A 25,700-nucleotide genomic window follows, 5' to 3' on the forward strand; every position below is an offset into this window, starting at 1 on the left:
ACGGACGGATGGCGGGAAGGGGGAGGTCAGTCGCGGCGGCCGGCGTCGACGAGGCGGAGGACGGCGGCGCCCTCCTCGTCGGAGGCCTCCAGGTCCACCTCGACGTCGAAGCCCCAGTCGTGGTCCCCGGCGGGGTCGTCGACGATCTGCCGCACCCGCCAGACGCCGGGCTCCGACCGGTCCCAGATCAGCATCGCCGGGCCGCGGGCGTCGCCGCCGGTGCGCACCTCGTCGTGCTCGGCGAAGTACCCCCGCACGACGGTCTCCCAGCGCTCGGCGTCCCAGCCCGAGCCGGCGTCCAGCTCGCCCAGGTCGTACCAGCGGCGGCGGGCCCACAGCTCCACCCGGCGGAACAGCGCGTTGCGCACCATCGCGGTGAACGCCCGCTCGTTGCCGGTGAGCGGCCGCGGCCGGGCGGGGACGGCGACCTCGGCGACGGGGCCGTCGTCGTCGGGGTTGGTCAGCGACTCCCACTCGTCCAGCAGCGAGGAGTCCACCTGGCGCACCAGCTCGCCGAGCCACTCGACCAGGTCGGTCACCTCCTCGGTGCGCGCCGCCGCGGGCACGCCCGACCGCAGCGCCTTGAACGCGTCGGACAGGTAGCGCAGCACCGCGCCCTCGGAACGGGTCAGGCCGTAGGTGTTCACCAGCTCGCGGAAGGTGAACGCCCGCTCCCACATCTCCCGCACGATCGACTTCGGCGACAGGTGCGCGTCCGCGGCCCACGGGTTCGTGCGCACGTACACCTCGAACGCCGCGCCGAGCAGCTCCTCCAGCGGCTTCGGGTAGCTGACCTCCTCGAGCAGCTCGATCCGCTCGTCGTACTCGATGCCCTCGGCCTTCATCTGCGCCACGGCCTCGCCGCGCGCCTTGTTCAGCTGCGCGGCCAGGATCTGCCGCGGGTCGTCCAGCGTCGCCTCGATGACGCTGACCACGTCCAGCACGTAGGTGTCGGATCCCGGGTTCAGCAGGTCGATCGCGGCCAGCGCGAAGGTGGACAGCGGCTGGTTGAGCGCGAAGTCCGGCGGCAGGTCCAGGGTCAGGTCGTAGCGCCGGCCGTCGGCCTCGGGCTCCGGCAGCCGTTCCAGCACGCCGGCCTGCAGCAGCGAGCGGGCGATGCCGATCGCCTCGCGGATCAGCCGCAGCTGCTTCTTGCGCGGCTCGTGGTTGTCGGTGAGCAGCCGGCGCATCGCCGCGAACGGGTCGCCCGGCCGGTCGACGACGTCGAGCACCATCGCCGTCGACACGCGCATGTTGCTGGTCAGCGGCTCGGGCGCGGCCTCGATCAGCCGGTTCATCGTCGACTCGCTCCACGGCACCATGCCGTCGGGCACCTTCTTGCGGACCAGCTTGCGGCGCTTCTTCGGGTCGTCGGCGACCTTCGCGAACTGCTTGAGGTTCTCCACCTCGTGCTCCGGCGCCTGGACGACGACGGTGCCGGCGGTGTCGTAACCGGCCCGCCCCGCCCGCCCGGCGATCTGGTGGAACTCCCGCGCCGTGAGCAGCCGGGTGCGGGTGCCGTCGTACTTGGACAGCGCGGAGAACACGACGGTGCGGATCGGCACGTTGATGCCGACGCCGAGGGTGTCGGTGCCGCAGATGACCTTGAGCAGCCCGGCCTGCGCCAGCTGCTCGATCAGCCGCCGGTACTTGGGCAGCATCCCGGCGTGGTGCACGCCGATGCCGTGCCGCACCAGCCGCGACAGCGTCGTCCCGAAGGCGGAGGTGAAGCGGAAGCCGCCGATCATGTCGGCGATCGCGGCCTTCTCCTCCTTGGTCGACACGTTCACGCTCATCAGCGCCTGCGCGCGCTCCAGCGCCGAGGCCTGCGTGAAGTGGACGACGTAGACGGGCGCCTGCTTCGTGTCGAGCAGCTCCTGGATGGTCTCGTGCATCGGCGTCGTCGCGTAGTAGTGGTGCAGCGGCACCGGGCGCTCGGCGTTGGCGACCAGCGCGGTGGGCCGGCCGGTCCGGCGGGTGAGGTCCTCGCGCAGCGTCGTGACGTCGCCGAGGGTGGCGCTCATCAGCAGGAACTGCGCCTTCGGCAGTTCGAGCAGCGGCACCTGCCAGGCCCAGCCGCGGTCGGGGTCGCCGTAGAAGTGGAACTCGTCCATCACGATCAGCGCGTCGGCGAGCTGCTCCGATCCGGGGCCCTCGCGCAGCGCGATGTTGGCCAGCACCTCGGCGGTGCAGGCGATGATCGGCGCCCCGGGGTTCACCGAGGCGTCGCCGGTGAGCATCCCGACGTTCGCTGCGCCGAAGACCCCGCAGAGCGCGAAGAACTTCTCGCTGACCAGCGCCTTGATGGGGGCGGTGTAGTAGCTGCGCCGCCCGGCGGCCAGCGCCGCGTACTGCGCGCCGGTGGCGACCAGCGACTTGCCCGACCCCGTCGGCGTCGCCAGGACGACGTTCGCGCCGCTGACCAGCTCGATCAGCGCCTCCTCCTGCGCCGGGTAGAGCGTCGTCCCGCCCGACTCGGCCCAGGCGGCGAAGTCGGCGAACAGCTCGTCCGGGTCGGCGCCCTTCGCGCGCAGGGCGGTGAGGTCGTCGACGTCGTCGAGCAGGGGAGGGGCGGTGGTCGTGGTCATCAGACCCACCAGCGTGCCCGACGCCGGATCGCTTCCCCCGACCGGCGCGGTGGACGCGGTGGGCGACCGCCTCCGGTAACGATCCGGTAACGAGAAGGCCGGGGAGTGTGACGTGGACAGCAGGAGGGCAGAAGGTGAACAACAGGTGAACGGAAGGTGGCTGGACACATGCGAGACCGATTCTGCCCGGAGTGCCGGTGGACCGTCGTGGTCGACCCCGGCGGGCGTCGTCGCCTGGAGATGCGCTGGGTGCCGCTGAACGCGGCGACCGAGCACGCCCCGGTGGCCCGCGCCGCCTGAGACGCAGGTTCCGCGTGGCGATCCGCGGGTAGCGCGTCCGGGTCGGCCCCGGGTGAACAGACATGCCGGACCGGCCCGCGCAGCGCACCGGAGGAGAACCATGTCGTCGCCCCGTCCCGAGTCCCAGCCCGCCCAGCAGCAGACCCCGCCCGGCACGCTGGGGGAGATGGACCCGAAGCCGGACCACGGCGAGGAGAGCTACACCGGCTCCGGCCGGCTGGCCGGCAAGAAGGCCGTCATCACCGGCGCAGACAGCGGCATCGGCCGCGCGGTCGCCATCGCCTTCGCCCGCGAGGGCGCCGACGTCCTGATCTCGTACCTGAACGAGCACGAGGACGCCCAGGACACCGCCCGGTACGTCGAGCAGGCAGGCCAGAAGTGCGTGCTGGTGCCCGGCGACCTCGCCGACCGGGCGCACGCCAAGACGATCATCCCGAAGGCGGTCGAGGAGTTCGGCCGGGTCGACATCCTGGTCAACAACGCCGCCTACCAGATGAGCCACGACTCGCTCGACGAGATCAGCGACGAGGAGTGGGACCACACCGTCGCGCTCAACCTCTCGGCGATGTTCACCCTGTGCAAGGACGTGCTCCCGCACATGCCCTCGGGCGGCTCGATCATCAACTCCTCGTCGGTCAACTCCGACATGCCCAGCCCGAACCTCGCCGCCTACGCGATGACGAAGGCCGGCATCGCCAACTTCACCGCCTCCCTGGCCCAGATGCTCGCCGAGAAGGGCATCCGGGCCAACAGCGTCGCCCCGGGCCCCATCTGGACGCCGCTGATCCCGGCGACCATGCCGGAGGAGAAGGTGGAGAGCTTCGGTCAGCAGGTGCCGCTGGGCCGGCCGGGCCAGCCCGCCGAGCTCGCACCGGTGTACGTGCTGCTGGCCAGCGACGAGGCGTCCTACGTGTCCGGGGCCCGCGTCGCGGTCACCGGCGGCAAGCCCATCCTCTGACGTGGTCTTCATCTGGAGCAGCGGCTGGGGTCCGCGGCGCCGTCGTCCCCGGCGCGGGTACGGCGGCTACGGCCCGGGCTACGGGCGGGGTTACGGGCCACCGCCGGGCTACGGCTACGGCCCGGGGTACGGACGGCGCAACGACTCCTGCCTGCGCGACCTGCTCTTCCTCAACACCGGGTGCTGCCTGGCCAACGCCCTCGGCTGCGGGATGGACGGGTTGCTGCTGGCCCCGACCACGGCGCGGCGGGTCCGCTCGGCCGGGACGGGGGAGCGGGGCACCCGGCTCGCGGACCGGATGGTCGCCGCGGTGCGCGTGTACCAGCGGGAGATCAGCCCGAAGCGGCCGCCGTGCTGCTCGTTCGAGCCGACCTGCTCGGCCTACGCCGTCCAGGCGCTCGAGCGCCACGGCGCCCGGCGGGGCGGCTGGCTGACGCTGCGGCGCCTGGTGCGCTGCCGGCCCGGCGCGGCCGGCGGCCCGGATGCGGTGCCCGACGCGGCCTGAGGCCGGGCGGTGACCACCGGCCGGACGACGACCGGGCTCGCGACCTGGCGGGACCCCGCGTGGCGGGCCGACGTCCTGGGCTGGGCCGAGGAGCAGTTGGCCGCCGCCGGGCTCGAACCGGACGGCGAGCCCGAGCAGCCGCACGTGCGGGTCTGGTCCACCGCGTTCCGCTTCCCGCTGCGCGGCGGCGGTGCGGCGTGGCTCAAGGTGCCGGGCGCGGGGTCGGCGCACGAGCCGGCGCTGTCGGCGGCGGTGGGCCGCTGGGCGCCCGGGTCGGTGCTGGTCCCGCTGGCGGTCGACCCCGCCCGCCGGCTCCTGCTGCTCCCGGACGGCGGGGACCGGGTGCGGACGACGGAGAGCGACACCGCGGTCTGGGCCGCGCTGCTCACCGCCTACGCGGCGCTGCAGGTCGAGCTGGTCGGCCGCGTGGACGAGGTGCTCGCCCTCGGGGTGCCCGACCTGCGACCCGCGGCGCTGCCCGACCTGGTCGCCGACCTGCTGGACGACGACGCGCAGGACGTCGGGCAGCCGGACGGGCTGGACCCCGCCGTGCGCGACCGGGTCCGAGCGGACCTGCCCGCCTACGCCGCCGTGTGCCGGGAGCTGGCGGACGGCGTGCCCGCGACCGTCCAGCACGACGACCTGCACGACGGCAACGTCTTCGCCGCCGACGGCCGGTACCGGTTCTTCGACTGGGGCGACGCCTCGCTCGCCCATCCCTTCCTCAGCCTGCTCGTGGCGCTGCGCTCGGCCTCCGACGTGCTGGCCGTGCCCGCCGGGTCCCCGGCGCTGCGGCGGCTGCGCGACGCCTACCTCGAGCCATGGTCGGCGTACGGGAGCCGGCGCGAGCTCCGGGAGCAGTGCGACCTGGCGCTGCGCGTGGCACCGCTGGCCCGGGCGCTGAGCTGGCGGCGGATCCTCGACGGCGTCCACCCCGAGGAGCGCGGGGAGTGGCAGGCGGCCGTCGCGGGCTGGACGGCGGAGCACCTCGCCCCGGGGCCGCTGTCGGCTCCCGTGCCGTCGTGAGCATCGGCCAGACTGTGCGGGTGCCTGCCGTCGACGACGCCTCCGGTGACCTGCCGGTCACCTCGTCGGTGGTCGTGCCCGCGGCCGCGCTGTCGTGGCGGTTCTCCCGCTCCTCCGGCCCCGGCGGGCAGGGCGTGAACACCGCCGACTCCCGGGTCGAGCTGTCGGTCGCCCCGCTGGAGCTGCCCGGCCTCACCGACCCCCAGCGGGCGCGGCTGGCGCAGCGGCTGGCGGGCCGGCTCGTCGACGGCGTCCTCACCATCGCGGCGAGCGAGCACCGCCAGCAGCTGCGCAACCGGCAGGCCGCCCGCGAGCGGCTGGCCGCGGTGCTGCGGGCGGCGCTCGCCCCGCCGGCGCCGGCCCGGCGGCGGACCAGGCCGACCCGCGGCTCGCAGGAGCGGCGGATCGAGGCGAAGAAGCAGCGCGGTCAGCTCAAGAAGCAGCGCCGTACCTGGGACTGAGGTCCAGGGCGGGCGGGGTGCTCATGCCCCACTCGACCGCGGCGACGGCGACAACTCATCGGCGCGCCGCCGGAGGAACGCGCGCTCCCGCTCGTTGCCGGCCAGCGCCCGCGCCTCGGCGTAGGACCCGAGGGCCTCGTCGGTGCGGCCCAGCCGGCGCAGGAAGTCGGCGCGGACGGCCGGGAGCAGGTGGTGGCGCGGCAGGTCGAGGCCGTCGAGCAGGGCCAGCCCGGCCGCCGGCCCGGACACCTCGGCGACGGCGACGGCGCGGTGCAGCGCGACCACCGGGCTCGGCGTAAGGACCAGCAGCTGGTCGTAGAGCGCCACGACCTGCCGCCAGTCGGTGCCGGCCGCGCTCGGGGCGTCGCTGTGCACGGCGGCGATCGCGGCCTGCAGCTGGTAGGGGCCCGGGCGGTTGCGCCGCAGGCAGGCGCGGACCAGCTCGTGCCCCTCCGCGACCAGGGCGGCGTCCCAGCGGGTGCGGTCCTGGTCGGCGAGCAGCACCAGCTCGCCGTCGGCCGCCGTCCGGGCGGGGCGGCGCGCCTCGGTGAGCAGCATCAGCGCCAGCAAACCGGTGACCTCAGGCTCGTCGGGCATGAGCTGGTGCAGCAGCCGGCCCAACCGGATCGCCTCGGCGCACAGCTCCGCGCGCACCAGCTGCTGCCCGGACGTCGCCGAGTGCCCCTCGTGAAGATCAGGTAGACCACGGCGAGCACGGCCGGGAGCCGGTCGGGGAGCTCGGCCTCCGTCGGGACCCGGTAGGGGATGCGGGCGGCCCGGATCTTCCCCTTGGCCCGGACCAGCCGCTGGGCCATCGTCGCCTCAGGGACCAGGAAGGCGGCGGCGGCCTCGGCGGTGGTGAGGCCGCCGAGCAGGCGCAGGGTCAGGGCGACCTGCGCCGGCACCGCCAGCGCCGGGTGGCAGCAGGTGAACAGCAGCCGCAGCCGGTCGTCGGTCACCGGGCCCTCCTCGCGGGGCGGTGGGGGAGCGGACAGCAGCGCCGCCTCGACGTGGCGCGCGGTCCGCGTGCTCTCGCGCCGCAGCCGGTCGATGGCCCGGTTGCGGGCGGTCGTGACGATCCAGCCCTCCGGCCCCGGGGGGACGCCGTCGACCGGCCAGCGGGCGACGGCGGTGAGGAAGGCGTCCTGGACCGCCTCCTCGGCGGCGTCGATGTCGCCGAGGAGGCGGGTGAGGACGGCGACCGCCTTGCCGTGATGGGCACGGAAGACGCGGTTGATCGCGTCGGTGGTTGCCGGGTCCATCCGGGTCAGAAGGACTCCGCGACCGGGCGCACCTCGACCGGCAGCCCGCCCAGGACGCGCGCCAGCCGACCGGCCCAGCCGAGCGCCTCGTCGAGGTCGGCCACCTGGATCAGGTCGAAGCCGCCGACGAACTCGGTGCCCTCGGCGAAGGGGCCGTCGGTGGTGAGCAGGGCCTCGCCCTGCGCCCGGACGACCGTCGAGGCCTCCGGCTGGTGGAGAGCGGCGGAGAACACCCAGACCCCGGCGGCCTTCATGTCCGCGTTGAGGACGGCGAGCTCGCGCATGACGGGCTCGAGGTCTTCCGGCGGCGGAACCTCTCCGACGGGCTGGACGATGTTGAGCAGGTACTGGGGCATCGTGTTCCTCCTCGGGAGCAGCCGGCCGGTTGCCGGCTCGCACCCCCTGTACGAACCGATCCTGCCGGGATCGACACCTCGGCCGAACCTTTCTCAGCCCGCGAGCACCTCGCCGAGGATCCGTGCCCCGTCGGGGAAGCGGCCGGGGTCGGGCCCGGCGAAGCTCAGCCGCAGGTACGGCGCCGTCGGCTCGGCGGGGAACCACTCCGTGCCCGGCGCCAGGACGACGCCGGCGGCGGCGCAGTCCCGCACCACCCGCGGCAGGTCGGTGCCGTCGGGCAGCCGCGACCAGAGGTGCAGCCCGCCCGCCGGCACGTGCGCGACGTGCGCCTGCGGGGCGTGCTCGGCCAGGCTCGTGACCAGCAGGTCGCGCCGGGCGCGCAGCTGCTGGCGCAGGGCCCGCAGATGGCGGGCCCACCCCGGCTGCGTGACGACGTCGAGTGCTGCCGCCTGGAGCAGCCCGCTGACGTACATCGACTCGGCGGCCCGGTCGGCCAGCAGCCGGTCGCGGGCGGCACCGCGCGCGACCACCGCGGCCACCCGGATCGCGGGGGACACGCTCTTGGTGAGCGAGCGCAGGTGCACGACGTGCCCGGCGTCGTCCTGGGCGGCGAGCGGGCGCGGCTCGCTGGTGATGCCGAAGTCGTGCGCCCAGTCGTCCTCCAGCAGGAAGGCCCCGTGCGCCCGGACCACGTCGAGCACCTGCCGGCCGCGATCCGCCGACCACTGCGCGCCGGTCGGGTTGGCGTAGCTGGGCTGCGCGTAGAACAGCCGCGCGCGGGTCTCCTCGAACGCCCGGGCGACGTCGCCGGGGTCCGGACCCTCCGGACCCGACGGCACCGGGACCATCTGCACACCGGCGCGGACCGCGGCCTGGATCGCCCCCCAGTACGTCGGGGACTCCACCAGCACCGGCCGGCCGGCGCCGGCCAGCGCGCGGAAGGCGGCGCTCAGCCCGCTCTGGCTGCCCGGGATGACGATGACGTCCCGCGGCGTGGGCGCGGCGACGTCCGCGGGCGCCGCGGCCGCGAGCTCGGCGGCGAACCAGGCCTGCAGCTCCGGCAGGCCGGCGGCCGGCGGGCGCGACAGCGCCGCGTCGCCGCGCGCGGCGCGGGTGAGCGCCGCGCGGACGAGGCGCTCGGGCAGCAGCTCGCGGTCGGGGAAGCCGGAGTGGAAGGCGATCACGTCGTTGGGCGCGGTGCGGAGGGCGGCGGGGAGCTCCGGCGAGGGGACGGCGGGGCCCCGCAGGGCCGCTGTCTGCCACCCCTAGTCGGCCGGCCGGGCGGCGCGGACGGCGCGGACGAACGCGCCGACGCCGGGCCGGGTCTCGATCAGCCCCTGTCCCGCGAGGGTGCGCAGCGCCTTCTGCACGGTGACCGGGCCGGCCTGGTGCCGGGCTGCCAGCACCCTCGTGGAGGGGAGCTGGGCGCCGGGCGGGCTGGCGGCGATCCAGGCCCGGAGCTCGGAGGCGATGCGGCTCCCGCTATCGTCGACCATGACGACGCACGATAGCGCTACCCGTCCGCTCACCGTCCCGCTATCCGCGCCGGCTGCCGGCCTGGCATGGGGCCTGCTCGGGGTGCTGGCCTTCTCCTTCACGGTCCCCTTCACCCGGGTGGCGGTCGAGCGGATGGACCCGCTGTTCATCGGTGCCGGGCGGGCCGCCGTCGCCGCCGTCCTGGCCGCGCTGGCGCTGGCGCTCACCCGGCAGCGCCTGCCGCGCCGGGTCCAGTGGCGCCGCCTGGCCGTCGTCGCCGCGGGCGTGTGCGCCGGCTTCCCGCTGCTGACGTCGTTCGCGCTGACGACCACGCCGGCCAGCCACGGCGCCGTCGTCATCGCGCTGCTGCCCGCCGCCACCGCGGTGGTGGCGGTGCTCCGCACCGGTGAGCGGCCGCCGGTGGCGTTCTGGATCGCCTCCGCCGTCGGCGCGCTGGCCGCCGTGGGCTTCGCCTCGGCGCAGGCGGGGAGCTTCGGCCGGCTGCACTGGGCGGACCTGCTGCTCTTCGGCGCCGTCCTCGCGGCCGCGGCCGGCTACGCCGAGGGCGGGCTGCTGGCCCGGGAGCTGGGCGCCTGGCAGACGATCTCGTGGGCGCTCGTGCTCGCCGCGCCGGTCACCGGGACGCTGACCGTGCTGGCGCTGGCGCAGCACCCGGCTGACGGTGGCGCGCAGCACTGGGCCGCCTTCGGCTACCTCGCGGTCGTCAGCATGTTCCTGGGATTCTTCGCCTGGTACCGGGGCCTGGGCATCGGCCCCATGGCGCAGGTCAGCCAGATGCAGCTGGTGCAGCCCGTCCTGAGCATCGCCTGGGCGGGGTTGCTGCTGGGGGAGCAGGTGTCGGCGGGCACCGTCGTCGGCGGGCTGGCGGTGATCCTGTGCGCAGGCCTGGCCGTCCGGGTGCGGCAGGCCCCGTCCGGCTAAGGGCGGGCGATCGCCGTGCCGCTCACCTTCGCGAGTTCGGCGGCGACGACCGCCATGTTGGCGCGCCACACCTCCACCTCGGTCGGCGGGAGGATCTGCGCCCACATCGGCAGGCAGAACCCGAGCATCTGGCTGGCGCCGCGCGGGCGGCCGTAGAACCACATGTGGAAGTGCGAGCCGCCGTCGCCCCAGCGCGCGACGTGGACCCGGCCGATGCCACCGACGGCCTGGATCGCCCGGTCCAGCCGCACGGTCATCCGCCCGAGCTCGCCGGCCATCTCGTCGTCGAGGTCGTCCAAGTCGAGGTGCTCGCGGGTCTCGAGGAACACCTGAACCGGCACCCCCGACGGCCTGGCCGCGAGGACCCGCCAGCGCTCGTCCGCCCAGATGTACTCGGCATCGTCGGCCGCGCACGCGGGGCAGGGTGCCCCGCCCGGCTCGCCCGCACGGGGGCGGTCCGACGGGAACGGCGGCTTGGGCTGCCGCACCCGAAGGTCACCCTCGAACGGGAAGATCGACCAGTCCACGAAGTCCGGCAGCGGCAGCGAGGAGGTCTCAGGATCAGGGGACATCGCTGGATGATGCCGCATCCCGGCGCTGCGGCAGCGGCTGCCGCTCGACCACCCACACGGGCAGCTCGTCGTCGGAGGTCCGCAGCTCCTCGGTGACCTCGAAGCCGAAGCCGCGCAGGAAGCGGGCGTTCGCCCACGAGTACACCGCGGCGGCGGCGACCTGCTGCTCGGCGTCGCAGCTCACGATCACCGGTGCCAGCACGGCCGCCGCGAGGCCGCGGCGACGGGACGAGGGCCGTACCCCGAGGTGGGCCAGCCACCAGTGCGGGGCGGATGGCCGCGCCGCGGAGATCAGCGCGCCGGTCTCGGCCACGACCCGGGCGCGGGCACCGGCGATGTAGGGCAGCTCGCGCGCCAGCGCCTCGGCGACGTCGGCGGGCAGGGGAGCGTTGCCCGTGGGCGGCTCCCAGCTGGCGACGGCGTCCACGTCGTCGCTCACCCACGCGCTGCGGGTCGCGACGCCGCGGTGGCCGGCGTCGAGCTCGTGCAGCCGGGTCAGCCGCTGCATCCGGCCGTCGTCGGGCAGCGCCCAGCGGGTCCAGCGGGACTCGGCCAGCGCGATGGTCAGCGTCGCCGCGATGCGCGGCACGTCGCGGGTCTCGGCGAGCCGGACGTCGGGGCCCTCCTCGTCCGGGTCGTCGATGCGCCGGATGGTGGGGCCTGGGGTCATCCGGGCATCAGACCACGCCCCGGACGCGGCGACGGGGGCCGCCCCCGGGAGGGACGGCCCCCGTCGGGGTCCTCGGTCAGACGTCGAAGCCCACCCGGTCCACCTTGCGGTGGTAGCGGTCGCCGAGCTTGCCGCCCAGGATCGCGCCGACCAGCGTGACCACCAGGACGGCGACCAGGGCGATGATGCCGCCGGTCGTCGCGGTGCCCTCGTCGATCGGGATGCGCGGCAGGTCGAGCTGCTGCAGCACGTTGTACTCCGAGCCGAACACCAGCCCGGCCACGGCGAGCGCCAGCACGACGAGCAGGCCGATGACCCACACGGCGATGCCCTGCCGGGCGCCGTCGAAGCGGGCCATGCGACCGGCGACGTAGCCACCGGCCAGGTAGGCGAGGAACAGCACCACGAGCAGCACGATGCCGCCGGCGATGCCGATGGTGTCCGCCTGCTCCGCGGCCTCGTCGGCGGAGTCGAGCCCCTCGGTCAGGCCGATGGCGACGCCGCCGGCGCTGAGCAACGCCACCAGCAGGACGGCGAGACCGTTGGCGGACAGCCACCCGAAGAAGGCCGCTCCCCACTTGATGCCGCCGTAGCGGGACTGCTGCGCGTCCACGGCGTCGCGGGCTGCGCCCTTTGTGGCCGAGGCGCCCGGCGACCGGGCGCCGGCGGGATCGGGTGTGCTCATGGTGTGAGTGGCTCCAGGGGAGGGGGCTGGGGGACGAGCGGCGGCGGCGCGGACCGGGGTCCGCGCCGCCGCGGACGATCAGCTGCGACGGGTGGTGGTCTCGTCGTCGAGCTCGATCTGCTCCTTGCGGACCGTCTCGTTGACGGTCTCCTGCTCGGTCACCGTCTGGGTGTCCAGGCGCACGCGCTCGACCGGCACGGCCTCCTTGGCGACGACGGGGCGCTCGGCGTGGAGGGTGACCTCGTGCTCCTCCTCGGAGATGGCCGGCCCGTCCAGGGCGCTGCCGACGTTGGCGTCGGTGATCGGCTCGCGCTCGACCCGGATCTCCTCGTGCGAGACCGGCACGGTCTGCGTCACGTTCTCGCTGACGACGTACTTGCGCAGGCGGGCGCGACCGGCCTCGACGCGCTCGGTGCCGACGCGCAGGTGCTCCTCGGAGCGGGTCATGGCGTCGTCCGTGGTCGGACCCGAGGTGTCGTGGCCGACGGTGCCGTGGTCGTTCGTCCGGCCGGTCGTGGTCGTCGTCGTGTCGGCGAAGTCCGCGCCGGTGCCCGAGCCGATGCCGTAGTAGCGGTAGAGCTCGGCCTCCTCGGTCGGCGAGAGGTGGCCGTCGGTGTCGATCTGCGGCGCGTGCTTGACCTTGTCCTTGTCGTAGGGCAGGCGCAGGTCGCTGCCGGACAGGTCGGCCTCGGCCAGCGGCACGAAGGACTCCTTGGTACCGAACATGCCGGTGCGGACCGTGGCCCACTCGGGGCGGCCGGTCTCGTCGTCGAGGTACACCTCGCCGACGGTGCCGAGCTTGCCGTCCGCGCCGTGGGCGGTGCTGCCGATGACGCTGCTGAGCTGCTGTTCGGTGATCACGTGCGCTCCTCGCGGGTTCAGGGCTGGGATTGCCGATTGCGGTCGTGCCTCGGGGGTAGGTGCTCACCCGAGGGCCGCTTGCGAAGATGCCCGACCGTTTACGACGTAAACGAGCCGGTCGACGTTTAGCCGGTCAGTCGCGAGGATCGCCCCGCCGCGGCGTCCGGCCCTCCCGCAGCACCACCTCGAGGCGCTCGAGCAGGTTCTCCAGCGCCTCCTCGAACTCCGCCGCGGACTCGTCGAGCGACAGCAGCGACTCCAGTCGCACCACGGTCGGGTACTCGCTCAGGTCGACCTGCTCCTGGGCCTCGGGCACGCCCTCGGGCTTGTCCTCCGCGTTGACCGCCACGCCCTTCTGCGACACCTCGAGCAGCAGGTGACCGAGCAGGAAGCTCGAGTAGGCCCGGTAGGCCGAGACTGCGGCCTCCTGGGAGAAGCCGCTGTCCATCAGGGCGACGAGGAAGGACTCCACCCAGCGCAGGCTGCGCAGCGGCGGCCGCACCCAGGGCGCCGCCGGCGGGCGGGTCGCCACCAGCGGGAACACCTCCGGGTGGGCCAGGGCGATCCGGCGGACGCCGTGCGCCAGGCGCTGCAGGTAGTCCTGCCAGCCGTGCCCCGGCTCGAGGTGCACGTCGGGGTCGCCGTACAGCTCGTCGATGACCGTCTCGACGACGCCGTCGAGCAGGTTCTCCCGGCTGGGGACGTACCGGTACAGGGCCATCGCCTCGACACCCAGGTGCGCGCCCAGCCGGCGCATGGTCAGCGCTGCCAGCCCCTGGGTGTCGATGAACTCGACGGCCGCGCCCAGGATGCGCCGCCGGTCCAGGCCGCCGCGTCCCGAGCCGGGAGCGGCCGCGGGCAGCACGGCGGCCGCACCGCCGCGCCCCTCCGGGCTGTCCGGATCGGCGTCCTCGCGGGGCTGGTCCACGGTCGTCCTCCTCGGTTCGTCCACTCCCGACCCCCGGCGCCATCGTGCACCCCGTGCCGCTCACGGCGGCACCCGCGGTCGTGTGAGGTCCTGTGCACGCGACGTTGACGCGGTCGTGCGCCCGGGGTAACGACCGGCGGCGACGCTCGGTTCGTGCCCGCCGCCGTCGCCCCCGAGCCCGCCGTCCGCGGCGGTGTCCGGACGACGGCGACGCACTGCCCCTACTGCTCGCTCCAGTGCGGCATGGCGGTGACCGCCGGCGACCGCCCGGCGACGCTCGTGCCGCTGGACTTCCCCACCAACCGCGGCGGGCTGTGCTCGAAGGGCTGGTCGTCCACCGAGCTGCTCGACCACCCGGAGCGGCTGCTGCGGCCGCTGGTGCGCGCCGTCCCCGGCGACCGGAGCAGCCCGCTGGTGGAGGCCACCTGGGCCGACGCCCTCGACCTCGTCGTCGCGGCGGTCGAGCGCACCCAGCGCGTGCACGGCCGCGACGCCGTCGGGTGCTTCGGCGGCGGCTCGCTGACCAACGAGCAGGCCTACCAGTTCGGGAAGTTCGCCCGCGTCGCGCTGCGCACCAGCGCCATCGACTACAACGGCCGGTTCTGCATGAGCTCGGCCGCCGGCGCGGCCAACCGCGCGTTCGGCCTCGACCGCGGCCTGCCGTTCCCGCTGCAGGACATCGCCGAGGCCGACGTCGTGGTGCTGGTCGGGTCCAACCCGGCCGACACGATGCCGCCGGCGATGCAGTGGTTCGACGCCGGCCGCGAGCGGGGTGCGCTGCACGTCGTGGTCGACCCGCGGCGCACCGCGACCGCCCGGCACGCGGCGCTGCACCTGCAGCCGCTTCCGGGCACCGATCTGGCGCTGGCCAACGGGCTGCTGCACATCGCGGTCGCCGAGGGCCTGGTCGACGAGGAGTACGTCGCGGCGCGGACCACCGGCTTCGACGACGTGCGCGCCGGGGTCGCCGCCCACTGGCCGGACCGGGTGGAGCGGATCACCGGGGTGCCGGTCGCGCAGCAGCGGCGCACCGTCCGCGCGCTGGCCGGGGCCGAGCGCGCGATCGTCCTGACCGCCCGGGGCGCCGAGCAGCACCGCAGCGGCACCGACACCGCGCAGGCCTGGATCAACCTGGCGCTGGCCCTCGGGCTGCCCGGCCGGCCCGGCTCCGGCTGGGGCACCGTCACCGGCCAGGGCAACGGCCAGGGCGGGCGCGAGCACGGGCAGAAGGCCGACCAGCTGCCCGGCTACCGCTCGCTGGCCGACCCCGCGGCGCGCGCCCACGTCGCCGCCGTCTGGGGCGTCGACCCCGACGAGCTGCCGTCGCCCGGCCGAAGCGCCTTCGAGCTGCTGGACGCCCTCGGCACCGACGGCGGCGTCCGGACGCTGCTGGTGCTGGCGTCCAACGTCGCGGTGAGCGCCCCCGACGCCCGACGGGTGGTCAGCCGGCTGGGCGACCTGGACTTCCTCGCCGTCAGCGACTTCTTCATCAGCGAGACCGCCGAGCTGGCCGACGTCGTCCTGCCCAGCGCCATGTGGGCGGAGGAGGACGGCACCATGACCAACCTCGAGGGCCGCGTCATCCGCCGCCGGCGGGCGCTCGACCCGCCGGACGGCGTCCCGGACGACCTGCAGCTGCTCGCCAGCCTGGCCGCCCGGCTCGGCGCGAGCGGCTTCAGCGGCGACCCGGAGACGGTGTTCGAGGAGCTCCGGCGGGCCAGCGCCGGCGGGACGGCGGACTACTCGGGCATCAGCTACCGGCGGATCGACGCCGAGGACGGCGTCTTCTGGCCGTGCCCCGCGACGCCGGAGGAGGCGCCCGAGCACCCCGGGACCCCCCGGCTGTTCACCGAGCGGTTCGCCACCCCGGACGGGCGGGCGCGCTTCCTGCGGGTCGAGCACGTGGACGCCCACGAGCCGACGGACGACGCGTACCCCTTCGTGCTCACCACCGGCCGGGTGCTGGCGCAGTACCAGTCGGGCACCCAGACCCGCCGGACCCGCAGCCTGCAGCTCATCGCGCCGACGCCGCGCGCCGAGCTGCACCCGGACCTCGCGCGGCGGCTGGGCATCGCCCCCGACGACGTCGTGGAGCTGGCCACCCGCCGCGGCCGGGCCCGCTTCCACGCCACGGTCACCGACGCGATCCGGCCCGACGTCGTCTTCGCCCCCTTCCACTGGGGCGGCGGTTCCAGCGCCAACGCGCTCACCGACCCCGCGCTGGACCCGACCTCGCGGATGCCGGCCTTCAAGGTCTGCGCCGTCGCCGTCACCCGCGTCGGCGGCCCCGAGGAGCGCATCGGCGCCCCGGCGCCCGACGGTGAGCGACCCCGCCCGCACCAGCAGCTCGACGTCGCCCGACCCCGGCCCCCCGCCCGGAGCAGAAGGAGCACGACCGTGAAGAGCACGCCCCGTTTCCTGCAAGGCGTCTACCCGATCACCGGGGAGGGGCTGGCCAAGCCCGGCCCGGTGGACCCGGCTCTGCGGTACACCGTCCCGTGGGGGTGCTCGGCCCAGGCGCTGTACTTCCGCGGCGGCAACGCCACCGGCGAGCTGGTCTACGTCCTGCTGCTGCGCGACGGCCGGCCGGTGCGCTGGTTCCCGATCGGGGCGAAGGCCGACACCCACGTGCCGCTGCGGGTGGTCGAGGACCTGCCCGGCGGCTCGGTGGTCGAGCTGCACGCCGCGGCGCCCAAGGGCGTCACCGGCGAGCTCGTGGTCGACCTCGGGCTGGTGGAGGTCTGATGCGGGTCCTCGGCGGACGTCCCGCCGGCGTCACGACCCTGCACGTGGACGACGACCTGGACACCCGGAGCCGCCTGGTCGTCGTGGGCAACGGAATGGCCGGCGCCCGCTTCGTCGAGGAGGTGCTGGAGCGCGGCGGGGACGAGCAGTTCCGCATCACCGTCCTCGGCGACGAGCCGCACGGCAACTACAACCGGATCATGCTCTCGCCCGTGCTGGCCGGGGAGGCGCACGAGGACGAGATCGTGCTCAACAGCCTCGACTGGTACGCCGACAACGGCGTGACCCTGCGCGCCGGCGTCCGCGGTGAGCGGATCGACACCGCCGCCAAGCAGCTGCACACCGACGACGGCTCGGTCATCCCCTACGACCACCTGGTCCTGGCCACCGGCAGCTACTCGTTCATCCCGCCGATGACCGGCGTGCGCCGCGAGGACGGCTCGCTGCTGCCGGGGGTGCACGGCTTCCGCACCATCGACGAGACCCGGGCGATGCTCGAGGCCACCGGCCGCTGCCGGCGCGCGGTGGTCATGGGCGGCGGCCTGCTCGGCCTGGAGGCGGCCCGCGCGCTCCAGGGTCACGGGCTGCATGTCGAGCTCGTGCACGCGATGCCGTGGCTGATGAACGCCCAGCTCTCCCGCGAAGCGGGCGCCGTCCTCGAGAAGAGCGTCGAGTCCCTCGGCATCACCGTCCACCTCGACGTGCTGGCCACCGAGGTGCTGGGGGACGAGCACGTCGAGGGCGTCGTCCTCGAGGACGGCCGGCGCTTGGAGTGCGACCTGCTCGTCGTCGCCGCCGGGGTGCGCCCGCACACCGACGTCGCCGTCCGGTCGGGGCTGGAGGTCGAGCGGGCGGTCGTCGTCGACGACCAGCTGCGCACCGACGACCCCGACGTCTACGCCATCGGCGAGTGCGCGCAGCACCGCGGCTCGGTCTACGGCCTGGTCGCCCCGGCGTGGGAGCACGCGAAGGTGCTGGCCGACGTCCTCACCGGCACCGACCCCGGCGCCGAGTACACCGGCAGCCGCACCGCCACCAAGCTCAAGGTCGCCGGCGTCGACGTCGCCGTCATGGGGGTGAGCACCCCCGAGCGGGAGGACGACGAGTTCCTCGTCATCTCCGAGCCCAGGCGCGGGGTGCACCTGTCGGTGGTCATCCGCGACGACCGGCTGATCGGTGCCACCCTGCTCGGCGACACCCGCAAGGTCGCCTTCCTGACCCAGGCGTTCGACCGCGGCGCACCGCTCCCCGAGGAGCGGATCCGGCTGCTGGTCGACCTCTCCGACGGTGCCGCCGAGGTCGGCGTCGCGGAGATGCCGGCGGACTCGCAGGTGTGCAACTGCAACGGCGTCTCGAAGGGCGACATCTGCGGCGCCGTCGCCGACGGCTGCGGCAGCGTGGGCGCGGTGATGGACCGCACCCGCGCCGGCAAGGGCTGCGGCTCCTGCACGTCGCTGGTGAAGCAGGTCGTCGAGTGGGCCGCCGACGGCGAGGTGACCGAGGACCCCGCCGCCTCCTGGTACGTGCCGGGTGTCCCCCTGGCCAAACCGGAGCTGATGGCCGCCATCCGGGCGCAGGACCTGCGCAGCGTCTCGGCGGTGTTCGCCGCGCTGGCGCCCGGCGGCAAGGACGACGCCCGCTCCAAGATGGGCCTGACCTCGCTGCTCAAGCTGATCTGGGGTTCGGACTTCATGCCGCAGAAGGACGGCGAGTTCATCAACGACCGGGTGCACGCCAACATCCAGCGCGACGGCACGTTCTCCGTGGTCCCGCAGATGAAGGGCGGGGTGACCACGCCGGCCCAGCTGCGCCGCATCGCCGACGTCGCCGAGAAGTACGAGGTGCCGATGGTCAAGGTGACCGGCGGCCAGCGCATCGACCTGCTCGGCGTCCGCAAGGAGGACCTGCCGGCGATGTGGTCCGACCTCGGCATGCCCAGCGGGTACGCGTACGGCAAGAGCATGCGCACGGTGAAGACCTGCGTGGGCTCCGACTTCTGCCGGTTCGGCCTGGACGACTCGACCCGGCTCGGCATCGACCTGGAGACCCGCTTCCAGGGCATCGAGAGCCCGGCGAAGATCAAGATGGCCGTCGTCGGCTGCCCGCGGAACTGCGCGGAGGCCTACGTCAAGGACGTCGGCGTCGTCGCCGTCGGCAGCGGGCGGTGGGAGGTGTACGTCGGTGGTGCCGCGGGCGCGACCGTGCGCAAGGGCGACCTGCTCGCGACCGTCGGCTCGGCCGCGGAGGTGATGACGCTGACCGGACGGTTCCTGCAGCACTACCGCGAGAACGCCAACTGGCTCGAGCGCACCTACGACTTCGTGCCCCGGGTCGGGCTGGACGCCATCCGCGCGGTGCTGGACGACGAGGCCGCCTGCGCCGAGCTGGACGCCGGCATCCAGCGCTCGATCGACGCCTACACCGACCCGTGGGGCCAGGACGCCGCCGAGCCGGCGACGCCGGGCCAGTTCCGGCCCGCCCTGCCGCTGGTCGCGCTGCCGCAGGTGCCGGTCCGATGAGCCTCACCGAGGAGCGGCTCGCGGTCGAGCACGTGGTGGGCCCGCTCGACGACGTCCCGGTGGGGGAGGGGCGCGCCTTCGTCGCCGGCGGGGTGCAGGTGGCCGTGTTCCGGCTGCGCGACGGCTCCCTGCACGCCACGCAGGCGGCCTGCCCGCACGCCGGCGGCCCGTTGGCCGACGGGCAGACCGACGTCGACGTGCTGGTCTGCCCGCTGCACCTCTACGCCTACCGGTGGTCCGACGGCAGCTCGTCCGGCGGCGCCGGCCCGCTGCGGCTGTTCCCCGTGCGCGAGCGGGACGGCGACCTCGTCGTCACCGTCTGAGCCGCTTCTCCGCGGAAGAGCAGGACGCTTTTCTGCGGAGGAGCAGGACGCGGGGGTCAGGGGTGCATGCGGGCGCCCTTCACCACCTTGTCGACGGCGTTCTTCGGCCCGTGCAGCGCGAGCCCGACCAGGTCCAGGTCGGCCCCGGCCACCGCCCGCACCGCCGCCCGGTTCTCCGCGTCGCCGCCGGTGGCGAACAGGTCGGCGGTGAACACCGCCGTCGGGAGGTTCCGCTGCAGCGAGCGGGCACGGGCGCTCGCGAGCACCTCGGCGCCCCCGGTCATGACCAGCACCGGCTGCCGGATCATGGCCAGGTAGCCGGTGCCGTCTGCGTCCTCGTAGGGACGGCCGATCAGCTCGGGGATCGCGGCGGCCACCGCGCTCGACAGGAACGCCGTCACGTTGAGCGCCTGCCACGGCAGCAGCCCCTCGCGGAGCAGCACGACGATCTTGGTCGGCCACGGCGGGCCGGGTTCGGCGGTTGCGGGGACGGAGGTCGTCTGCGCGGTCGTCACGGAGGTCAGCGTGCGGCCGTCGCGACGCCGGCGTCTTGTACGTTCCTGACGTGACTGGCCCGGCCGAGGTGGTGGCCTGGCGCCCCGCGGTGCCGGGGCTGACCGAGGTGCTGCACGCCCGGTTCACCGACCACGCCTACCCGGCGCACACCCACGACGCCTGGACGCTGCTGCTCGTCGACTCCGGCGCCGTCCGGTACGACCTCGACCGGCATCCGCACGGCGCCTCGGCCGCGGCGGTCACGCTGCTGCCGCCGGGGGTGCCGCACGACGGGCGGTCGCAGTTCCCCGGCGGGTTCCGCAAGCGGGTGCTCTACCTGGAGCCCGGCACGCTGGGGACGGACCGGGTCGGCCCGGCCGTCGACTCCCCGGCGTTCGCCGACGACGTGCTGCGCGACCGGATCTCGCACCTGCACGCGGCGCTGCGCCCCCGCACCGAGGAGCTGGAGGCGCAGAGCCGGCTGGCGTTCGTGCTGGAGCGGCTGGGCCAGCACCTGGACCGGGCCGTCGCGCCCGCACCGGCCGTGCGCGACGCCCGGGTCGCGGACGGCCTGCGGGAGCTGCTGGACGCCCGGGTGGCCGACGGGGTCGACCTGGGCGAGGCCGCGGCCCGCTTCGGCGTGACGCCGACCCACCTGGTGCGCGCCTTCACGCGGCGGCACGGTCTGCCACCGCACCGCTACCTGACCGGCCGGCGGATCGACCGCGCCCGCCGGCTGCTGCTCGACGGCGTCCCCGCCGCCGAGGTGGCGCTCGCCGTCGGGTTCCACGACCAGCCGCACCTGACCCGGCACTTCCGCCGCATGCTGGCGACGACGCCGGTGGCCTACGCCCGGTCGGGCTGAGCGCTCGCCGGGCGGGCGCGGACGTGCATCCGCTCGCCCTGCGGCCCGAACAGCACCAGCCCCTCGGCCGGCTCCGGGAACGGGTTGGAGAAGGTGTGCGGCACCCGGGTGTCGAACTCGACCACCTCGCCGGCACCCAGCACGAAGTCGCGCGCGCCGAGCAGCAGCCGGATGCGGCCGGACAGCACGTAGAGCCATTCGTAGCCCTCGTGGGTCTTCTGGTCGGTCTCCTGCACCCGGAAACGGGCCGGCAGGATCATCTTGTGCGCCTGCAGCCCGCCGGCCTGGCGGGTCAGCGGCACCATCGTCATGCCGTCCTCGCGCTGGATGGGCCGCCCGTGCACCCGCGGGTCCGCCGGTGCCGGGGTGTCCACGAGGTCGTCGATGGCCACGCCGTAGGTCCGGGCCAGCGGCAGGAGCAGCTCGAGGGTGGGCCGGCGCCCGCCGGACTCCAGCCGGGACAGCGTGCTCACCGAGATGCCGGTCGTCCCGGCGACGTCGGTCAGGGTGGCCCCGCGCTCGGTCCGCAGCGCGCGCAGCCGGGGGCCCACGTCCTTCAGGACGTCGTCGTCGCTCATGGCGACCAGTTTGCCATCCCGGCAAAGGTGGTTGCCGCCTCGGCCAGATCGGGCCGACAGTGGTCGGCATGGACGAGCGATACGACGTGGTGGTCATCGGCGGCGGCGCGGCGGGGCTGAGCGGAGCGCTCACCCTGGCCCGCGCCCGCCGCAGCGTGCTGGTGGTGGACGCCGGGGAGCCCCGCAACGCACCGGCGGGGCACGTGCACAACTACCTCGGCCGGGAGGGCACCCCGCCCGCCGAGCTGTACGCCCTCGGCCGGGCCGAGGTGGAGGGCTACGGGGCGACGGTGCGCCCCGGCCGGGTGACCGGGCTGGCCCGGGAGGAGGGCGGCTTCCGCCTCGACCTGGAGGGCGGCGCCGCCGTGCACGGCCGGCGGGTGCTGCTGGCCGGCGGGCTGGCCGACGACCTCCCGGACCTGCCCGGCGTGGTCGAGCGGTGGGGGAGCACCGTGCTGCACTGCCCCTACTGCCACGGGTGGGAGACCCGCGACCGCGCGGTGGGCATCGTGAGCACCGGCCCGATGGGCGTGCACGCGGCGACGCTGTGGCGGCAGTGGACCGACGACGTGGTGCTCTTCGTGCACACCGGTGCGGAGCCGACCGAGCAGGAGCTCGAGCGGCTGGCCGCCCGCGGGGTCCGCGTCGTGCGCACCGAGGTGCGCGGCCTGGAGGGCGCTGCCGACGTGCGGCTGGCCGACGGCGAGCTGGTGGCGCGCGACGCGGTCGTGGTGACGACGCGGATGGTGGCCAACGCCGAGCTGCTGGTCGGGCTCGGCGTGACGCCGGTGCCGATGGAGGTGAACGGCGCCGTCGTCGGCAGCTACCTGCCCGCCGACCCGACCGGCCGCACCGAGGCCCCCGGCGTCTGGGTGGCCGGCAACGCCGGCGACCTCAGCGCCCAGGTGATCGTGGCCGCGGCCCAGGGGCTCAAGGCCGGAGCGATGATCAACATGGACCTGGTCGAGGAGGACACCGCCCGCGCGGTGTCCGCTGCGCGGGGCGTGGCGGCGTGAGCGTGCACGAGCACGGCGCCGCCCGGCAGCCCGCCGTCACCCGGGACGCCTACGACGAGCTGTACCGCTCCGCGCCCGCCGTGTGGACCGGCCGGCCGAACCACCAGCTGGTCGTCGAGGCGACCGGCCTGGCACCCGGCACGGCCCTCGACGCCGGTGCCGGCGAGGGCGGCGACGCCCTCTGGCTGGCCGCCCGCGGCTGGCAGGTCACCGCCGTCGACTTCTCCCCGGTCGCCCTGGGCCGGGGGGCGGCGAAGGCGGCCGAGCTGCTGCTCGGCGACCGGATCGCGTGGCGGCACGAGGACCTCGAGGAGTGGACGCCGCCGGAGGGAGCCTTCGACCTGGTGACCGCGCACTACCTGCACGCGACCTTCGCCGACCGCCAGGGGCTCTTCCGGCGGCTGGCCGCCGCGGTCGCCCCGGGCGGGACGCTGCTCGTGGTCGGTCACCAGCACGGCGAGCGGTGGGGGCACGGGCACGCGCACGCCCACGAGGCGGGCGCGCTCTACAGCGCCGAGGACGTCGCCGCGGTGCTCGACCCGGCCGGGTGGGCCGACGTCGTCACCGGGACGCGCGACCGCGACCCCGGCGCGGCCGAGCGCACCGGGAACCCCGTCCCGGACACCGTCCTGGTGGCCCGGCGGAGGTCAGGAGCGCGGTAGGCCCAGCGCGGCGAGGGCCCCGGTGACGGCGTCCTCGTGCAGCAGGTCCAGCGCCAGCAGCCGGTGCAGCAGCACGCCGCGCCGGGTGAGCCGCAGGTCGGCCGCGCGCAGCCGCGGCAGCGTCGCGCCCGTCCGGGGCGCGGCGGCCGGCGGGTCGAGCAGGCCGGCGCGCTGCAGGTCGGCGACGTCCTCGCGGGCGGCCCACTCCGACCAACCCGTCGGCTCGTCGGGCAGCGGGGCCATGGGCAGGGGCGTGCGGTCGCGGCGGCCCACGGCCGCCAGCAGCCCGAGCTGCCGCCAGCCGAGCCCGTCGGTCAGCCGGAGGGCCCGGCCGGCGACCTCGGCGTCCAGCTCGGGGGAGCAGGCGACCTCGGCGAGCAGGTAGCCGAGGTGGCGGACCCGTCGCTCGTCGGCCGACCGCCGGGCCGCCGCGACCACCGCCTCGGCGACGTCCTCCGCCGCCGGCCGGCCGCCGGGGCGGGCGGAGAACCAGCCGTCGTCCCGGGCGGGGCGGCCGGCGCGGTGCTGGGTGGCCGCGTACTCGACGGCGAAGGCGAGCACCGCGCCGGCGCGGACCCGCTCGCGGGGCACCGGCAGCGCGGCGGCCCCGGTGGCCACGGTGCGCAGGCTCGCGGCGAAGCGCTCGTGCACCTGCACCACGGCGGCCGAGGGCTCGAAGACCACGGTGGCGGCCGCCCGGCTCATGGAGCCGGCCACCGGGGCGCCCTGCTCGATCAGCGTGCGGCCGGGCAGCTCGGCGGTCTCCTCGGAGGCGGTCACCGGGTGATCATCTCCGTCCGGGCACCGGTCGCGCACGCCCGGCGGTCGCCGCCTCACCACAGCGGGGCAGCGCCGGTGAGCGGAACGGAACACGAGATCACGCCGACGGCGACGCCGGCGAAACGAACGGCGGCCACCGTTCCCGCATGGCCGCACCGACCCGCGCGACGCCCGCGCCGTCCACCGCCCCGACACCCACCCCGTCCCGGCGCGGGAGGTGGATCGACGACTGGCGGCCGGAGGAGCCGGGGTTCTGGGAGACGACGGGCAAGCGGGTCGCCCGCCGCAACCTGTTCTTCTCCGTCTTCAGCGAGCACATCGGCTTCTCGATCTGGAGCCTGTGGTCGGTGCTGGTGCTCTTCCTGCCCGAGCCGGTGTTCGGGATCGACCCGGCCGGCAAGTTCCTGCTCACCACCCTGCCGACGGCGCTGGGCGCGGCCGTCCGGCTGCCCTACACCTTCGCCGTCGCCCGGTTCGGCGGGCGGAACTGGACGATCGTCAGCGCCGCGCTGCTGCTGGTGCCCACCATCGCCACCGCGGTCGTGCTGGAGCCCGGTGTCTCCTTCGGCACGCTGCTGTTCGTCTCCTGCCTGGCCGGCGTGGGCGGCGGCAACTTCGCGAGCTCCATGGCGAACATCAACGCCTTCTACCCCGACCGGCTCAAGGGCTGGGCGCTCGGCCTCAACGCCGGCGGCGGCAATCTCGGCGTCCCCGTCGTGCAGCTGCTCGGCCTGCTGGTGCTGGCCACCGCCGGTGCCGAGCACCCCCGGCTGATCCTGGTCGTCTACATCCCGCTGATCGTCGCCGCCGCCGTCGGCGCGGCGCTGGTCATGGACAACCTGACGACGGCGCGCAACCAGCCGCGGGCGATGCGCGAGGCGACCCGCGAGCCGCACACCTGGATCATGTCCTTCCTCTACATCGGCACCTTCGGCTCGTTCATCGGGTTCGGCTTCGCCTTCGGGCAGGTGCTGCAGAACCAGTTCACCGGCTCCTTCGCCACCCCGCTGGCCGCCGCGTCGCTCACCTGGCTGGGGCCGCTGCTCGGGTCGCTGATCCGGCCGGTCGGGGGCGTGCTGGCCGACCGCTTCGGCGGGGCGCGGATCACGTGCTGGAACTTCGTCGCGATGGCCGGCGGCGCCCTGGTGGTGTGGAGCGCCAGCCAGGTGGGCTCGCTGCCGCTGTTCGTCGTCGGCTGCTGTTCGTGCTCAGCGGCCTGGGCAACGGGTCGACGTACAAGATGATCCCGGCGATCTTCCGGTCGCAGGCGCTCCAGCGGGTCGCCGAGGGCGGGGACGCCGACGCCGCCGACCGGCACGCGCTGCGGATGTCCGGGGCGCTGATCGGCATCGCCGGGGCGGTGGGCGCGTTCGGCGGGGTGCTGGTCAACCTCGCGTTCCGGCAGTCGTTCATGACCACCGGCACCGGGGACTCCGCCTACCTGGTGTTCATCGGGTTCTACGTCGTCTGCGTCGCCGTGACCTGGGCCGTCTACCTGCGCCCGGGAGCCGCCCACCGGGTGTGACGTGGTGCCACGATGCGCGGCATGGCGATCGAGGTCCGCCCGGCGAGCGCGTTCGACGACGTCGCGACGATGGTCGGCCCGAAGCGGCCGGACGCCAACGTCTGCTGGTGCCTGAGCTACCGGCTCCCGTCGCGGGAGAACGCCTCGCTGGTGGGCCCGGCACGCGGCGAGCGGGTGCGGCAACTCCTCGCCGAGGACCCGCCGCCGGGCGTGCTCGCCTACGACGGCGACGAGGTGGTCGGCTGGGCGGCGATCCACCCGCGGGCGGACACCAACTTCGCCCGCAACCGGAGGATCCCGCACGTCGACGACCTCGACGTCTGGGCGCTGTGGTGCATCCGGGTGCGGCCCGGGCACCGCGGCACCGGCATCAGCCACTCCCTGGTCCGGGGCGCCGTGGAGTTCGCCCGTGGCCACGGCGCGCCGGCGGTCGAGGGCTATCCGGTCGACAACGAGGGCCGGACGGTCGACCTGACCTCGGCCTACGTCGGCACCCGCGCGCTGTTCGAGCGGGCCGGGTTCACCAAGGCCGCCGACACGCAGTCGGTGACCGGCGGCTTCCCGCGCGTGCTCATGCGGCTGGACCTGCGGTGACCCCGGT

29 protein-coding genes are annotated in these 25,700 nt (G+C 75.1%); 15 read left to right on the forward strand and 14 right to left on the reverse strand.

The features are described from left to right. Window positions 1-26: 26 nt before the first annotated feature. Window positions 27-2,588 (reverse strand): DEAD/DEAH box helicase, encoded by a 2,562-nt coding sequence (locus tag ACI79H_RS15435; protein WP_456555288.1) that lies wholly within the window; start codon window positions 2,586-2,588, stop codon window positions 27-29. A 168-nt stretch (window positions 2,589-2,756) separates the two neighbouring features. On the opposite strand from ACI79H_RS15435, the gene ACI79H_RS15440 reads away from it, so the two are divergent. From ACI79H_RS15440 to arfB, 5 genes are all read left to right on the forward strand, one after another. Next, window positions 2,757-2,888, forward strand: coding sequence for a hypothetical protein (locus ACI79H_RS15440; RefSeq protein ID WP_456555289.1), 132 nt, complete (start codon window positions 2,757-2,759; stop codon window positions 2,886-2,888). Window positions 2,889-2,988: 100 nt separating this feature from the next. After that, window positions 2,989-3,846, forward strand: a complete 858-nt coding sequence (locus ACI79H_RS15445; protein ID WP_456555290.1) for a glucose 1-dehydrogenase — start codon at window positions 2,989-2,991, stop codon at window positions 3,844-3,846. A 1-nt stretch (window position 3,847) separates the two neighbouring features. Next, window positions 3,848-4,351: a membrane protein insertion efficiency factor YidD gene (gene yidD, locus ACI79H_RS15450; protein ID WP_456555291.1), complete on the forward strand. Its 504-nt coding sequence runs from the start codon at window positions 3,848-3,850 to the stop codon at window positions 4,349-4,351. 9 nt (window positions 4,352-4,360) lie between these two features. Next, window positions 4,361-5,377 (forward strand): hypothetical protein, encoded by a 1,017-nt coding sequence (locus ACI79H_RS15455; protein WP_456555292.1) that lies wholly within the window; start codon window positions 4,361-4,363, stop codon window positions 5,375-5,377. A gap of 20 nt (window positions 5,378-5,397) precedes the next feature. Further along, window positions 5,398-5,838 (forward strand): alternative ribosome rescue aminoacyl-tRNA hydrolase ArfB, encoded by a 441-nt coding sequence (arfB, locus tag ACI79H_RS15460; protein ID WP_456555293.1) that lies wholly within the window; start codon window positions 5,398-5,400, stop codon window positions 5,836-5,838. Between the two features lie 21 nt (window positions 5,839-5,859). Here the strand turns inward: arfB and ACI79H_RS15465 are convergent, their stop codons facing one another. From ACI79H_RS15465 to ACI79H_RS15485, 5 genes are all read right to left on the reverse strand, one after another. Further along, window positions 5,860-6,492 (reverse strand): RNA polymerase sigma factor, encoded by a 633-nt coding sequence (locus ACI79H_RS15465; RefSeq protein WP_456555294.1) that lies wholly within the window; start codon window positions 6,490-6,492, stop codon window positions 5,860-5,862. Continuing rightward, window positions 6,396-7,100, reverse strand: a complete 705-nt coding sequence (locus tag ACI79H_RS15470; protein ID WP_456555295.1) for an RNA polymerase sigma factor — start codon at window positions 7,098-7,100, stop codon at window positions 6,396-6,398. Before ACI79H_RS15470 ends, ACI79H_RS15465 begins: the two co-directional genes overlap by 97 nt. Window positions 7,101-7,105: 5 nt before the next feature. Beyond that, window positions 7,106-7,456, reverse strand: a complete 351-nt coding sequence (locus ACI79H_RS15475; RefSeq protein WP_456555296.1) for a YciI family protein — start codon at window positions 7,454-7,456, stop codon at window positions 7,106-7,108. 93 nt (window positions 7,457-7,549) lie between these two features. After that, entirely contained in the window at window positions 7,550-8,641 is a 1,092-nt protein-coding gene (locus tag ACI79H_RS15480) for an aminotransferase-like domain-containing protein (RefSeq protein WP_456555297.1), read from the reverse strand. Between the two features lie 81 nt (window positions 8,642-8,722). Next, entirely contained in the window at window positions 8,723-8,953 is a 231-nt protein-coding gene (locus tag ACI79H_RS15485; RefSeq protein WP_456555298.1) for a winged helix-turn-helix domain-containing protein, read from the reverse strand. Between ACI79H_RS15485 and ACI79H_RS15490 the strand changes: the two genes are divergently transcribed. Beyond that, the gene (locus ACI79H_RS15490; RefSeq protein ID WP_456555299.1) at window positions 8,952-9,875 is read left to right on the forward strand and encodes a DMT family transporter; all 924 of its coding nucleotides are present in this window, start codon (window positions 8,952-8,954) and stop codon (window positions 9,873-9,875) included. The genes ACI79H_RS15485 and ACI79H_RS15490 overlap by 2 nt on opposite strands. Here the strand turns inward: ACI79H_RS15490 and ACI79H_RS15495 are convergent. From ACI79H_RS15495 to ACI79H_RS15515, 5 genes are all read right to left on the reverse strand, one after another. Continuing rightward, window positions 9,872-10,447 carry a hypothetical protein gene (locus tag ACI79H_RS15495; protein WP_456555300.1) on the reverse strand — a complete coding sequence of 192 codons (576 nt, stop codon included), beginning with the start codon at window positions 10,445-10,447 and terminating at the stop codon, window positions 9,872-9,874. The genes ACI79H_RS15490 and ACI79H_RS15495 overlap by 4 nt on opposite strands. Beyond that, a complete protein-coding gene (locus ACI79H_RS15500) occupies window positions 10,437-11,117 on the reverse strand; it encodes an N-acetyltransferase (RefSeq protein ID WP_456555301.1) in 681 nt (226 codons plus the stop codon). The genes ACI79H_RS15495 and ACI79H_RS15500 overlap by 11 nt, the downstream gene beginning before the upstream one ends. A gap of 76 nt (window positions 11,118-11,193) precedes the next feature. Then, window positions 11,194-11,802 carry a hypothetical protein gene (locus ACI79H_RS15505; RefSeq protein WP_456555302.1) on the reverse strand — a complete coding sequence of 203 codons (609 nt, stop codon included), beginning with the start codon at window positions 11,800-11,802 and terminating at the stop codon, window positions 11,194-11,196. A gap of 78 nt (window positions 11,803-11,880) precedes the next feature. Next, on the reverse strand, window positions 11,881-12,663 hold the full coding sequence (locus ACI79H_RS15510) for a DUF2382 domain-containing protein (protein WP_456555303.1): 783 nt from the start codon (window positions 12,661-12,663) through the stop codon (window positions 11,881-11,883). Window positions 12,664-12,796: 133 nt separating this feature from the next. After that, on the reverse strand, window positions 12,797-13,591 hold the full coding sequence (locus ACI79H_RS15515; RefSeq protein WP_456555304.1) for a TetR/AcrR family transcriptional regulator C-terminal domain-containing protein: 795 nt from the start codon (window positions 13,589-13,591) through the stop codon (window positions 12,797-12,799). Window positions 13,592-13,744: 153 nt separating this feature from the next. Between ACI79H_RS15515 and ACI79H_RS15520 the strand changes: the two genes are divergently transcribed. The 3 genes from ACI79H_RS15520 to ACI79H_RS15530 are packed head-to-tail and all read left to right on the forward strand — an operon-like array spanning window position 13,745 to window position 19,178. Beyond that, window positions 13,745-16,336 carry a molybdopterin oxidoreductase family protein gene (locus ACI79H_RS15520; RefSeq protein ID WP_456555305.1) on the forward strand — a complete coding sequence of 864 codons (2,592 nt, stop codon included), beginning with the start codon at window positions 13,745-13,747 and terminating at the stop codon, window positions 16,334-16,336. Beyond that, a complete protein-coding gene (gene nirB / locus ACI79H_RS15525; protein ID WP_456555306.1) occupies window positions 16,336-18,855 on the forward strand; it encodes a nitrite reductase large subunit NirB in 2,520 nt (839 codons plus the stop codon). The genes ACI79H_RS15520 and nirB overlap by 1 nt, the downstream gene beginning before the upstream one ends. Beyond that, on the forward strand, window positions 18,852-19,178 hold the full coding sequence (locus tag ACI79H_RS15530; RefSeq protein WP_456555307.1) for a Rieske (2Fe-2S) protein: 327 nt from the start codon (window positions 18,852-18,854) through the stop codon (window positions 19,176-19,178). Before nirB ends, ACI79H_RS15530 begins: the two co-directional genes overlap by 4 nt. A gap of 56 nt (window positions 19,179-19,234) precedes the next feature. Here ACI79H_RS15530 and ACI79H_RS15535 read toward each other — a convergent pair whose 3' ends face one another. Then, window positions 19,235-19,693: a DUF2000 family protein gene (locus ACI79H_RS15535; protein WP_456555308.1), complete on the reverse strand. Its 459-nt coding sequence runs from the start codon at window positions 19,691-19,693 to the stop codon at window positions 19,235-19,237. Window positions 19,694-19,743: 50 nt separating this feature from the next. Here ACI79H_RS15535 and ACI79H_RS15540 point away from each other — a divergent pair, with 50 nt between their 5' ends. Next, window positions 19,744-20,538 carry an AraC family transcriptional regulator gene (locus ACI79H_RS15540; RefSeq protein WP_456555309.1) on the forward strand — a complete coding sequence of 265 codons (795 nt, stop codon included), beginning with the start codon at window positions 19,744-19,746 and terminating at the stop codon, window positions 20,536-20,538. Here the strand turns inward: ACI79H_RS15540 and ACI79H_RS15545 are convergent. After that, the gene (locus ACI79H_RS15545) at window positions 20,520-21,116 is read right to left on the reverse strand and encodes a helix-turn-helix domain-containing protein (RefSeq protein ID WP_456555310.1); all 597 of its coding nucleotides are present in this window, start codon (window positions 21,114-21,116) and stop codon (window positions 20,520-20,522) included. The genes ACI79H_RS15540 and ACI79H_RS15545 overlap by 19 nt on opposite strands. A gap of 68 nt (window positions 21,117-21,184) precedes the next feature. Here ACI79H_RS15545 and ACI79H_RS15550 point away from each other — a divergent pair, with 68 nt between their 5' ends. Beyond that, window positions 21,185-22,132, forward strand: coding sequence for an NAD(P)/FAD-dependent oxidoreductase (locus ACI79H_RS15550; RefSeq protein WP_456555311.1), 948 nt, complete (start codon window positions 21,185-21,187; stop codon window positions 22,130-22,132). Further along, window positions 22,129-22,794, forward strand: a complete 666-nt coding sequence (locus tag ACI79H_RS15555; protein ID WP_456555312.1) for a class I SAM-dependent methyltransferase — start codon at window positions 22,129-22,131, stop codon at window positions 22,792-22,794. Before ACI79H_RS15550 ends, ACI79H_RS15555 begins: the two co-directional genes overlap by 4 nt. Here the strand turns inward: ACI79H_RS15555 and ACI79H_RS15560 are convergent. Beyond that, a complete protein-coding gene (locus ACI79H_RS15560) occupies window positions 22,780-23,574 on the reverse strand; it encodes a hypothetical protein (RefSeq protein ID WP_456555313.1) in 795 nt (264 codons plus the stop codon). The genes ACI79H_RS15555 and ACI79H_RS15560 overlap by 15 nt on opposite strands. Window positions 23,575-23,720: 146 nt before the next feature. Here ACI79H_RS15560 and ACI79H_RS15565 point away from each other — a divergent pair, with 146 nt between their 5' ends. From ACI79H_RS15565 to ACI79H_RS15575, 3 genes are read left to right on the forward strand one after another with little or no spacing between them, the layout of a single operon-like run. After that, a complete protein-coding gene (locus ACI79H_RS15565) occupies window positions 23,721-24,818 on the forward strand; it encodes an MFS transporter (RefSeq protein ID WP_456555314.1) in 1,098 nt (365 codons plus the stop codon). Next, a complete protein-coding gene (locus tag ACI79H_RS15570; RefSeq protein ID WP_456555315.1) occupies window positions 24,779-25,099 on the forward strand; it encodes a hypothetical protein in 321 nt (106 codons plus the stop codon). The genes ACI79H_RS15565 and ACI79H_RS15570 overlap by 40 nt, the downstream gene beginning before the upstream one ends. Window positions 25,100-25,120: 21 nt before the next feature. Next, entirely contained in the window at window positions 25,121-25,693 is a 573-nt protein-coding gene (locus tag ACI79H_RS15575; protein WP_456555316.1) for a GNAT family N-acetyltransferase, read from the forward strand. The last annotated feature ends 7 nt before the right edge of the window (window positions 25,694-25,700 follow it).

Source organism: Blastococcus sp. SYSU D01042, assembly GCF_054050515.1.

Bases quoted from the DNA above. Each gene is read 5' to 3' on its own strand.
- ACI79H_RS15435 (WP_456555288.1), bottom strand. From the start codon at position 2,588: ATGACCACGACCACCGCCCCTCCCCTGCTCGACGACGTCGACGACCTC.
- ACI79H_RS15440 (WP_456555289.1), top strand. From the start codon at position 2,757: ATGCGAGACCGATTCTGCCCGGAGTGCCGGTGGACCGTCGTGGTCGAC.
- ACI79H_RS15445 (WP_456555290.1), top strand. From the start codon at position 2,989: ATGTCGTCGCCCCGTCCCGAGTCCCAGCCCGCCCAGCAGCAGACCCCG.
- ACI79H_RS15470 (WP_456555295.1), bottom strand. From the start codon at position 7,100: ATGGACCCGGCAACCACCGACGCGATCAACCGCGTCTTCCGTGCCCAT.
- ACI79H_RS15475 (WP_456555296.1), bottom strand. From the start codon at position 7,456: ATGCCCCAGTACCTGCTCAACATCGTCCAGCCCGTCGGAGAGGTTCCG.
- ACI79H_RS15490 (WP_456555299.1), top strand. From the start codon at position 8,952: ATGACGACGCACGATAGCGCTACCCGTCCGCTCACCGTCCCGCTATCC.
- ACI79H_RS15485 (WP_456555298.1), bottom strand. From the start codon at position 8,953: ATGGTCGACGATAGCGGGAGCCGCATCGCCTCCGAGCTCCGGGCCTGG.
- ACI79H_RS15495 (WP_456555300.1), bottom strand. From the start codon at position 10,447: ATGTCCCCTGATCCTGAGACCTCCTCGCTGCCGCTGCCGGACTTCGTG.
- ACI79H_RS15500 (WP_456555301.1), bottom strand. From the start codon at position 11,117: ATGACCCCAGGCCCCACCATCCGGCGCATCGACGACCCGGACGAGGAG.
- ACI79H_RS15505 (WP_456555302.1), bottom strand. From the start codon at position 11,802: ATGAGCACACCCGATCCCGCCGGCGCCCGGTCGCCGGGCGCCTCGGCC.
- nirB (WP_456555306.1), top strand. From the start codon at position 16,336: ATGCGGGTCCTCGGCGGACGTCCCGCCGGCGTCACGACCCTGCACGTG.
- ACI79H_RS15530 (WP_456555307.1), top strand. From the start codon at position 18,852: ATGAGCCTCACCGAGGAGCGGCTCGCGGTCGAGCACGTGGTGGGCCCG.
- ACI79H_RS15545 (WP_456555310.1), bottom strand. From the start codon at position 21,116: ATGAGCGACGACGACGTCCTGAAGGACGTGGGCCCCCGGCTGCGCGCG.
- ACI79H_RS15550 (WP_456555311.1), top strand. From the start codon at position 21,185: ATGGACGAGCGATACGACGTGGTGGTCATCGGCGGCGGCGCGGCGGGG.
- ACI79H_RS15565 (WP_456555314.1), top strand. From the start codon at position 23,721: ATGGCCGCACCGACCCGCGCGACGCCCGCGCCGTCCACCGCCCCGACA.
- ACI79H_RS15575 (WP_456555316.1), top strand. From the start codon at position 25,121: ATGGCGATCGAGGTCCGCCCGGCGAGCGCGTTCGACGACGTCGCGACG.